We start from the raw sequence: 9,205 nt of genomic DNA on the forward strand, positions 1-9,205 counted from the left end.
GCGGGCACGGTGCGATGTCCAGAATCTATCCGGATCCAAGATTGATAGGATGCTACGGGGTCTCGGCCGCAGGCATGACCGAGCTCGAGATCATGGAGCCACTCCTGTAGGACACCACAATCCACTTCAACAAGGTGGGCGCCGGGGTCATACCGGCGCCCACCTCGGCCTGGAGGCGAGCCGGAATCTGCTCACCCGCCACAAGACCTGGCGATCTTCGCGTTCTCGTCGATCTCGATCGGGAAGTCGTACTGGCCGTCGAGGTTCACGGTCCATCCGTGGGTGAGGGTTCCGGACGAGGGGTTGTCGGCGAGCCAGAACGGGGGTGTGGTGAAGGAGCAGGTGCCGGCGGTCGGGCCCTGGCCCTCGGCAGATCGGAGGTGCTCTGTCACGAACTGCTTCCCGAGCGTCGCGATCGCCGTGGAGTCACCGGCCTTGGTGGCCGTCACCAGCCCGCCGTAGAAGCCGGAAACCGTGGGGTCGCCCCCCTTGGCGTCTCCGGCGACCTTCGCACACGTCAGGTCGGTGACCTTCCCCGTGGCGTCGAAGTGCAGGGAAGGGGCCCGGTCGAGCCGGTCGGTCCCCTGGTACAGCAAGACCTCACCCGCCGCCAGCACGCCGTCGACCATGGCACCGCAGGTCACACCACGGGAGTCGGCGCCCCAGATCCGTTGGTACGTGGAATCGTCGGCGAACAGCGCTGCCACTTCGGCCGGATCCACCTCGGAGCGGGTGGCCGGATTCTGGTAGCGCAGGGCGGAGAGGAACAGGGTGTTCGTCGTCCGGGCCGGGTCGACCCGGGAGGTCGAAGGCGCGGGCGAGGACGGTTTGACGGGCGGGGACGCAGGAGGCACATCAGCACTCGGCGCGGTCGATGCCGGTCCGGGCACCGAACCGCGGTCATGACCCGCTTGGGACACGAAACCTGCGCCCAGGGCCACGATCACCACAGCCGCCGCAGCACCTGTCTGCAGGTGACGCCGACGGCGCTGCCGTACCGACGCGATGAGGTCACCCGCGTCGTAGCTGCGCGGCGGCTCCTGCCGCGACCGGTCGAACATGGCTGCGGCCAACTCCTCCTCCAGGTCGAAGTCCTTCATGCTGCCCCTCCCGAACGTGCGTGCAGTGCCTGTGTACCGACGGTCGACCGGAGCTTCGACAGGCCCCGGGCCACCTGTGATCGGACGGAGCCGGCGGAAATGTTCATCAAGCGGCCGATCTCCGCGTCGTCGAGATCTTCGAAATACCGCAGGACCAGCACGGTGCGCATACCGATCGGCAGGGACTGCAGTCCGCGCATCAACTCGTCGCGGACCACGAGACCCTTGTACGGATCCACGTGCCCGCCCCCGATACCGTCGTCCAGGGGCACTTCCGCACGACCGCGCAGCTTGCGCCAGCGGTCGTGCGCGAGGTTCACCAGGATCCGGCGTGCGTAGGCCTCCGGCGCATCGGCGGAGCGAACCCGGCGCCAGTGCCGACACACCTGTTCCAACGTGGACTGCACCAGGTCGTCAGCCACATGACGCTCACCAGTGAGCAGCAGCGCGGTCCTGAAGAGCGCCGACGACCGTGCCTGCACGAAGGCCGTGAAGTCAGGGACGTCAGCGGTCCGCATGGTCACCCGACTCGTACCTCTTACGCATGTTCACCCCTCCCGAAGCCCCCTTGGCTCCCCGCCCAACCTGACGGAGCCCACTCATCGATTGCTGCACGCGATTTCCGGTCGTGACCCAAGCGTTATCGCCTCCATGGCTTTGTTCACGGGTTGTGGTCTGGCTCACCTTCTGTACTGAGGGCACGCTGAGTAACCGGTTGGGCAGGGGAGTCCTGGCTGACTGAGCTCGCGTCATGAGCGGACCGGTGTTGGTGAATTGATTTGGCGGAGCCGGTCCCACCCCCTCCTGGCCAGCCCCGGGAACTCCGCAGGCCAGGAACCGGGCCGAGGCACGAGCCAGCGCTGCTAGCCGCCCGCGGAGCGGGCTGGTCCTGGAGGCGGAGCCGGAAGGACCCGGTGGGGGAGCGGAGCGGACACACCCAACGTGCGATCTCTCGGTTTGGGGACAGTGGTGTGAGAGACAGTGAGCTTTTGGGGTGTTGATGCTGGTCAGGGCCTGTTTTGGGCTCTGGTGTCACTGTCATGGACGTGAGAGGTCGGTGGGTGATCGCTGTCTGGGGCCTTTATCGCGCCTGGTGTGACGCTGTCTCAGTTTCGTGAGTTCTGATCTATCGGCTGGCCGGGGGCCGGTTGTGTGGGGCGGGTGGACGAGGAAGTACGGCTCCCGGTCGCCGGGGGTTCGGACGGGGTGTTGCCTGCGGTGTCGGTTCGGGCGTTGCGGGGGCCGGCGGTTCGCCGGTTGTTGGCTTTGCGCCGGGAGGGGAAGCTGACCACCCAGCATGTGCGGGCGGTGGGTGAGACGTTCGGTGTGCGGGAGCGGGCGGTGTGGCGGTGGCTAGCCGCCGCGGAGGATGGGGCCGCGGCGCCGGGGGAGAGTGGCCGGTACTACGGCAGGTTCATGGTCACTCCGGAGGTCCGGGCTCTGCTGGGTCTGTGGAAGGGGAATGTTGCGGCTGTCCATCGTGAGCTGACCGCTCGCGCGGACCGGGGTGAGGGGGATCCGCCGCCGTCGGTTCAGACGTTGCATCGTGCGATCCGGCGGGATCTGAGTGCGGGGGAGCGGGCGGGGCTTGCTGGTGGTGAGCGTGGGGCCCGCAAGCACGATGTGTTCCTGACCCGGCCTCGGGGCTGGCGGAATCAGGTGTGGGAGGCCGATCACGTCCAGGCCCCCGTTCTGGTCGAGGTTGAAGGCAGCGCACGTCGTCCGTGGGTCACTTGGTTCGTGGACTGCGCGACGAACACGGTCATGGGGGTGGCGGTCACACCCGGATACCCGTCGCGGGAGTCGGTGCTGGCCGCGCTGCGGTCTGCGGTGTTGCGCGAGGAGCCGTTCGGGCCGCAGGGCGGGCTCCCGGAGAGGGTCCGGGTGGACCGGGGTAAGGACTTCTTGTCGAAGACGGTCGCGGCGGCGTTCGGTGCGCTGGTGGTCGAGGTGGAGGACCTGCCCGCCTACACCCCGCACCTGAAGGGCACGGTGGAGGGATTGAACCGGGCGGTGGAGTCGATGTTCCTCGCCGCGTTGCCCGGCTACGTACGTCAGCCGCGTCCGGGCCGTCGCCGGGCGCGGCCGAAGGGCGAGGTGCTGCTCGGCTTTGAGGACTTCACGGCCCGGCTGCTGGGTTGGGTGGAGTGGTGGAACACCTGCCACCTGCCCCAGCCGCTGGACGGGAGGTCGCCTCTGCAGGCCTGGGAGGCGGATCCGACTCCGGTGCGGGAGGTCAGCCCGGAGGAGTTGTGGACGTTCACGCTGGAGGACGACGGACGGATCCGGGTGGTCTCCACCCGCGGGGTCCGGTTCCGCAGGCGGGACTATGTGGGGCCGTGGATGACGGGCCTGGCGGGTACGGGGGTCAGGGTGCGGTTCATGCCACACCACGATCACCGAATCGAGGTCTTCGACGCCACGACCGGCCGCTACCTGGGACCTGCGACCCTTGCCGACGAGGCGAGCCCGGAACAGATCACCGCGGTCCGCACCGCGCGGGCCGCGCGCAGCCGGCGTCTGCGCAAGGACCTGACCGCGGCGCAGCGCGAGCGCTACGGCGCCGTGACACGGCCGGGGAAGCCGGAACGCCTGGGGGCAGTGTCCGCGGTTCAGGCCGGGGCGGAGCTGGCGACGGCTGACCGGGCGGATCTGTCGAGGCTGGCGCTGCCGGACCTGATTCCGCCGGCCGCGGCCCCGCCCGGCTGGCGCACCCCGCCCTCGCTCGCCGCCCGCACCCGCCAAGACCCCGTGTCCACGGCCCCCGCGGGGCCCGACGAGAGTCCCCTGGCGGCCGGGGCTGACGGCGGGCAGGACGGAGTAGCGCGATGACCACACCCACCTACCAGTACGTCGACCTGCCAGACGCCTCCATCGTGACCACGAAGGCCCTGCTCACCGCCAGGGAGAACATCGCCGACACGGTCGCCGCGCGGGCGATGATGTGCATCCACGGCAACGCCGGCTTCGGGAAGACCCTGGCGGTCAACACCTGCCTGCACGAGCTGGAGGACTCCCGCGGAGAGGAAGTCTGCAGGGTCACCTTCCGAGCCCGGCCCACCGCCCGCGCGGTCCGCTACGAGCTCTTCGAGACGCTCCGCCTGCCCGGTGAGCCTCCCCGCCACCCCAGCGAGTTCGACCGGCTGCTGAAGACCGTCCTGGCCGAGCGGCCCCGCACGTTCCTCGTGGACGAGGCGCAGTGGCTAAACGGAGAGGCGTTCGAGTACTTCCGCTACCTGTGGGACGAGCCGGCTACTCAGATCGCGATCGTCTTCGTCGGTGGCGCCGGTGCTCACACCGTGCTGCGCCGCGAGCCGATGCTGTCCTCCCGGATCTTCATCTGGCAGCAGTTCACCCGCCTCACCCCCGAAGAGGTCCTCGACGTCGTCCCGCTCTTCCACCCCGTCTGGGAGGACGCCGACCCGGCCGACATCACGTTCGCCGACGAACAGGCCGCCCACGGAAACTTCCGCGCCTGGGCCCAGCTCACCGCCCACATGCGCACCGCCCTGGAACGCACCGGCCGCCCGCGCCCGGACCGCGACCTGCTCCGCTGGGCCTTCAGCCGCCTCGCGTGACCACACTTGCCACGCCCCGCCTGGCCGTCGTCCTGGACTGTGGGGACGACGCCGCCTTCACCCACGCAGCCTTGGCTGCCCATGCTCCGCAGGACGGCCGCGTCACCCTGCACCCCACTCCGGGAACGACCAGCGAGACCGCATTGGCCGCGGACCTACTCCTTGCACTGGGCAAGGAGCCGCACGTCCCGGGCCGCTTCCCGCACGGCAGGCCACCGTTGTGGGAAGCGGCCGCGGCATGGGCGACGGCGCGGGCCGTCACCCGCCTGACCGTCCTGCGTGCGCACCTTCTCGACGACCGCCGCCTGCAGCGCCTCCTCGGCCTGTGGCGGCAGACCGGCATCCACCTCACGCTCGTCGTTCACCGGCCCCGCCTGACCGCCGCTGCCGGCCGTACCCTCGCCGCTACCAACCACACGACCGTCGACACGCTGACCGAAGCCCGAAGCCTCTACTACGGCACCGACGCCCCGCCACCCGGCACGCAGGCATCTGCGGCGCCAGCGCCTGCGCCCTGGCGCTGGATCACCCTCGATGCCCTGGACCGCCTCGTCTCCTACGACAGTCCCCGGCCCTGTACCACCGCCTGCACTCCGCGGCCGATCGTCTACCAGCAGCGCCCGGCACCCATCCCCCCGACCCAGGCCCAGGCCGTCCAGCTCGCCGACCGTTTGCACAAGGCGACGTCGCACCCAGCCCGAGCCGCCGCCCTCGCGGCAGCCGTCGCCGCCGGCGCCTCGTTCCAGCAGCTGGCTACCGCTCGCCCGGACGGCTTCGACCCCGCCGCCGGCACCCTCACCCTGCACGATCAAGCCCGCTACACCGACGGCTGCGCGATTTACCCCGTGCCTGCCTGGGCCTGTGGCTTCCTCCACGCCGCAGCCCGGTTCGCCCATCTGACCGATGCCGCTTGCCTGCTGGCCGCTCCGGCTGACCGCCCTGCCCTGCTGCGCCTGGCCGAGAGCATCAAGATCCGTCCGCCTCAGCCCCCTCCTGCCTGGAGGAAAGAGAGACGGGGGCCGGTCGTCTGGGACTGGCGGGAGCAACGCGAGGCCATGGTCTAGAAGGCCCTGTGCTCTCCTGCTTCGCCGTTCGGCTGCGGTACACCCACTACGCGAGTCCGAACTCGATGAAGTCGACCTCCCTGAGCTTCACCTGGAGGGCATCTGCCCGCCTGCCCGCTGCCCGGAAGTAGACGTGTCCCAGTGCCCGGCCCAGGATCATCAGGTACTGCCGGTCGGGGGCACCTGCCTCCCAGGCGGAGAACAGTTCTCGGGCTACCTCGCCGGGCACCAGCGCCGTCAGAAGCCGGTGCCGCGGGTCATCCGAACCGCCGGCCCCTGCCGAGAACCCGAACCGCGCCCGGGTGTGCACCACGAGCCCCTGCCGCTCCGCGGCGGCCCTGCGTCGCGCACGTACCAGTGGCTGCCACCGCGCCCGTAGCCGTGTGTCGATCAGTGCCGCGTGCCGGGCAGAGGGCTTGGCCCGGGCCGCTGCCCGGCGAGCGGTCCATCGCTGGATCGTCCGCAGGGACACGCCCAGCTCCCGCGCCACCGCCTGCTTGGAGCCTTTCGCCCATCTGAGGAGCGCGGCCAGCTGCTGCTCGGTGGTTTCCGGTACCGGCCGCGTGTACAGCAGCCTTTCGAGTCCCGCCCCGATCACTATGACCCTCCACCCGCCAGGCAGTCGTCATGACGGGTCTCCCACGCATCGCGGCGCGCGGCAGATGGAATACCGATCCTCCTGCCAAGAGGGGCCGAGATGCGGTAGAGGCACGGGCCATGGGACCAGGACGGCGGCCCGCGGCTGCCTGTCTTGGCCTACCGCGTCATCGGAGTGGAAGGGTGGCCCAGACCCGTTCCCTTCCAGCCTCGTATGACGGTGAGGGCCTTGGTGCTCGGTCCTTCCAGTGCACCCGGTCGGTGATGGACGGTTCACTCGCAGAGGGCGAGGAGTTCGTCGACGGCAGTGCGGATGTCTTCGTCCTGGGTGAAGCCGCGCCAGCCGCCGCTGCTGCGTAGCCGCGGGTCGTGGAGGGGTACGGCGTGCAGGAGTTGGGCGGCGGGCCGCGCGGCGGGGCCGATCTGCGCCAGGTGGCGCACAGCCGGGAGCATGACTGGCAGGTAGTCGCCTTTGGCCAGGCCCTGCACGGCGGTCATCAGCGCGGGGACGGCGGTCTGGGTGTCGCCGGTCGCGGCCCACAGGGCGTGGGCCGCCTCGACGCGGGACCAGGGGCCGGTGTCGGTGGTCATCGCCCGGAGCCGGTCCGCGAAGCGGGCAGCGTGTGGGCCGAGGTCGGCGAGCTTGCGCAGGACAGGACGCGGGATGCTTCCCTGGGCCGCGGCCCGTTCGCATACCTTCAGGAGCGGTCCTGGCTCACCACCGACTTTCCAGTAGGCCCATGCCGCCAGCTCCGTGTGCGTCCCCCCTGTGTTCGCCCGAGTCAGCAGCAGTTCCTGGGCCCCGTTGCCGGCTGGTCCGATGCCTGCAAGGGCGAGTGCCGCGCTGTTCCAGTGGCGGTCGTCCTCCATGAGGCTGAGAAGCGCCGGTACCGCTGCCTTCGCCGCAGGACCCCAGCCCGCCAGCACCTGGCAGAAACGGTTGATCACCTGCTGGTCCGTGCTCGTTCCGAGCTGATCGCAGACCGCCGGCAGCAACTGCTCGACATGGTCCGCAAGGTATCCGAGTACCTCAGGAAGCGAGGGGAGGACCGCATGGTGCCAGCCGGCGGTGGCGGGGTAGCTGGCGGAGCTCGACGCGAACCCGGACCGCGTGCCGGCCACCAGCTCGATCACGCCCGGGAGGCAGCGAGGGTCGTTCATCCTGGCCAGAGCCCACAAAGCAGCCTCGCCGACGGTCTGCCGCTTTCGGGTCGTCCTCGCGGCGTTGTCGCCGAGCAGCGCGGCGACCTCGCCAGCATGGGCAGCGGCCGTGGGACCAAGACACGCCAGCAGCTCGGCTGCCCGGAATCGGGCCTCGCAGGCAGAGTCGTTCAGGCGGGCGGCGATGCGGGGGAGAAGAGCAGAAGTGGGGGAGCGCCACTGGGCCAGCAGCCCTGCCGCCTGCGCCAGGGCGCCGGTTCTCTGCTCTTCGGCGGGGTGGTCGTTCAACAGGCCGAGAGCGAAGCTGGTGCACGGCCCGGGAAACAGGGCTGCGGTCCGGTGCTGGACACCCTGCCCCCCGGAGTCCATCGCCGCAGTGTGGCGCCACAACTCGACGCTGAGGTCCCGAACTGCCTCCAGCAACAGCTCCAGCCGCTGTTCGGGAAGGTCCGGCCTGCTTGGGGCGAGTGCGTGCACTGCAGCCAGGCGCACCTGCGCCTCCGAGGCATCCAGCAGCCCCTGAAGGAGGTCGAAGACCTCGGCGGCGTGCACGCCCGCGGGCTGTCGCAACACAGCCTGCCCGAGTGCGAGGATCACATCGAGCCGGGTCGCTGGATCATCCTCGGCCTGCAAGCGCCTCAGCAGGGAAGGCAGGGTCAGCTCACCAGAGCTGCCGCAGACACCGACCACGTCAGCAGCGTCCCGCCGAATCCAGGGCTCAGGGTCCTCCAGTAGGACCAGAACCTCAGGCAGGGCTCGCTCCCACGCTGGCTGCCAGCTGGGATCGAGGAACTGCTCGCGGACCTGCTGCGCCTCCGAGGCCAGCCTCGCCACCAGCTCCATCACCGTGCGACGACATTTCACCTCAGGCGTTGAGGCAAGACGCAGGAGGAAGGGCAGCGCAGCCGATGCGGCGGAGCAGACCCAACCGCCTTGATGAAACAACAGGTTGAGCAGGTCGTACGCTGCGTCCTTGGCATCGTCCGGGTCCGGCCCCGCGCACCGGCGCAGCAGGTCGGGAACGTCCTCGGCCGACCCGTAGTTGTGCTTCAGCTCCGCCCAGTCGACCTCATCCAGTCCCACCCACATGCACGCGACCCTACCGCCGCACCAGGTGTGGTGCTCAACCTCGTTTCCCGAGTTTATCCGGGTATCAGATTGAGTCATACAGTGATGGTGGCCCCTGGCTGCCGGCAGCGCGATGGGGGTGTGGTGGTCTGGTGGGATCGAGAAGCAGCACAAGAAGGATCACCCGACTGTGGGGAGTAAGACGTTGGATCCGTGGGAGGTCAAAGAGGACGGGGATCGTGAGCAGTGGGCGTGGAGCCCGCTCGTGGAGGTAGGCCCGTTGGAGTTCGGTATGAGGCCGCACGAGGTGGCCGCAGCGTTCAGCGGCCCGGAACCTCGCACACGGTCGTGTGCCAGATATTCTGACCACAGTGCAGTGCCCAGCTGGGAGCGGTATCCCGAAACTGCTGCTGGCCGCCCGCGGAGCGGGCTTGTCCTGGAGGCGCAGCCGGAAGGGCCCGGAGTGGGAGCGGAGCGGACACCCCCAACGGGCCGAAGGCTCGGACCCCGTGAAACGGGGTCACCCAGGCCCGCGGAGCGGGCCGTTCGGGTGGAGCGCAGCGGAACCCGAACCTGTCCGGAGCGAAGCGCAGGACACCGGCCCGAAGGGCCGGCCCCGGCCCGGCGAAGCCGGGCC

7 protein-coding genes are annotated in these 9,205 nt (G+C 69.8%); 3 read left to right on the forward strand and 4 right to left on the reverse strand.

What is annotated here, in order from left to right:
• Positions 1-191: 191 nt before the first annotated feature.
• Together ACFYOB_RS39535 and ACFYOB_RS39540 are read right to left on the reverse strand one after the other, a co-directional pair.
• The gene (locus ACFYOB_RS39535) at positions 192-1,100 is read right to left on the reverse strand and encodes a hypothetical protein (protein ID WP_388569370.1); all 909 of its coding nucleotides are present in this window, start codon (positions 1,098-1,100) and stop codon (positions 192-194) included.
• Complete coding sequence (locus ACFYOB_RS39540) at positions 1,097-1,618, reverse strand: SigE family RNA polymerase sigma factor (RefSeq protein ID WP_388569381.1); 522 nt, start codon at positions 1,616-1,618, stop codon at positions 1,097-1,099. The genes ACFYOB_RS39535 and ACFYOB_RS39540 overlap by 4 nt, the downstream gene beginning before the upstream one ends.
• A 715-nt stretch (positions 1,619-2,333) precedes the next feature.
• On the opposite strand from ACFYOB_RS39540, the gene ACFYOB_RS39545 reads away from it, so the two are divergent.
• From ACFYOB_RS39545 to ACFYOB_RS39555, 3 genes are read left to right on the forward strand one after another with little or no spacing between them, the layout of a single operon-like run.
• Entirely contained in the window at positions 2,334-3,932 is a 1,599-nt protein-coding gene (locus ACFYOB_RS39545) for a Mu transposase C-terminal domain-containing protein (RefSeq protein ID WP_388569383.1), read from the forward strand.
• Positions 3,929-4,678: an AAA family ATPase gene (locus tag ACFYOB_RS39550; RefSeq protein ID WP_388569373.1), complete on the forward strand. Its 750-nt coding sequence runs from the start codon at positions 3,929-3,931 to the stop codon at positions 4,676-4,678. The genes ACFYOB_RS39545 and ACFYOB_RS39550 overlap by 4 nt, the downstream gene beginning before the upstream one ends.
• Positions 4,675-5,742, forward strand: coding sequence for a hypothetical protein (locus tag ACFYOB_RS39555; protein ID WP_388569375.1), 1,068 nt, complete (start codon positions 4,675-4,677; stop codon positions 5,740-5,742). The genes ACFYOB_RS39550 and ACFYOB_RS39555 overlap by 4 nt, the downstream gene beginning before the upstream one ends.
• A gap of 46 nt (positions 5,743-5,788) precedes the next feature.
• On the opposite strand, the gene tpg is transcribed toward ACFYOB_RS39555, so the two are convergent.
• A complete protein-coding gene (tpg, locus tag ACFYOB_RS39560) occupies positions 5,789-6,340 on the reverse strand; it encodes a telomere-protecting terminal protein Tpg (RefSeq protein ID WP_388569377.1) in 552 nt (183 codons plus the stop codon).
• Between the two features lie 272 nt (positions 6,341-6,612).
• On the reverse strand, positions 6,613-8,589 hold the full coding sequence (locus tag ACFYOB_RS39565; RefSeq protein WP_388569379.1) for a HEAT repeat domain-containing protein: 1,977 nt from the start codon (positions 8,587-8,589) through the stop codon (positions 6,613-6,615).
• Positions 8,590-9,205: the final 616 nt, after the last annotated feature.

Origin of the sequence: Streptomyces sp. NPDC006463, assembly GCF_042870715.1 — a bacterium.
Lineage (GTDB): Bacteria > Actinomycetota > Actinomycetes > Streptomycetales > Streptomycetaceae > Streptomyces.

Bases quoted from the DNA above. Each gene is read 5' to 3' on its own strand.
- ACFYOB_RS39535 (WP_388569370.1), bottom strand. From the start codon at position 1,100: ATGAAGGACTTCGACCTGGAGGAGGAGTTGGCCGCAGCCATGTTCGAC.
- ACFYOB_RS39540 (WP_388569381.1), bottom strand. From the start codon at position 1,618: ATGCGGACCGCTGACGTCCCTGACTTCACGGCCTTCGTGCAGGCACGG.
- ACFYOB_RS39550 (WP_388569373.1), top strand. From the start codon at position 3,929: ATGACCACACCCACCTACCAGTACGTCGACCTGCCAGACGCCTCCATC.
- ACFYOB_RS39565 (WP_388569379.1), bottom strand. From the start codon at position 8,589: ATGTGGGTGGGACTGGATGAGGTCGACTGGGCGGAGCTGAAGCACAAC.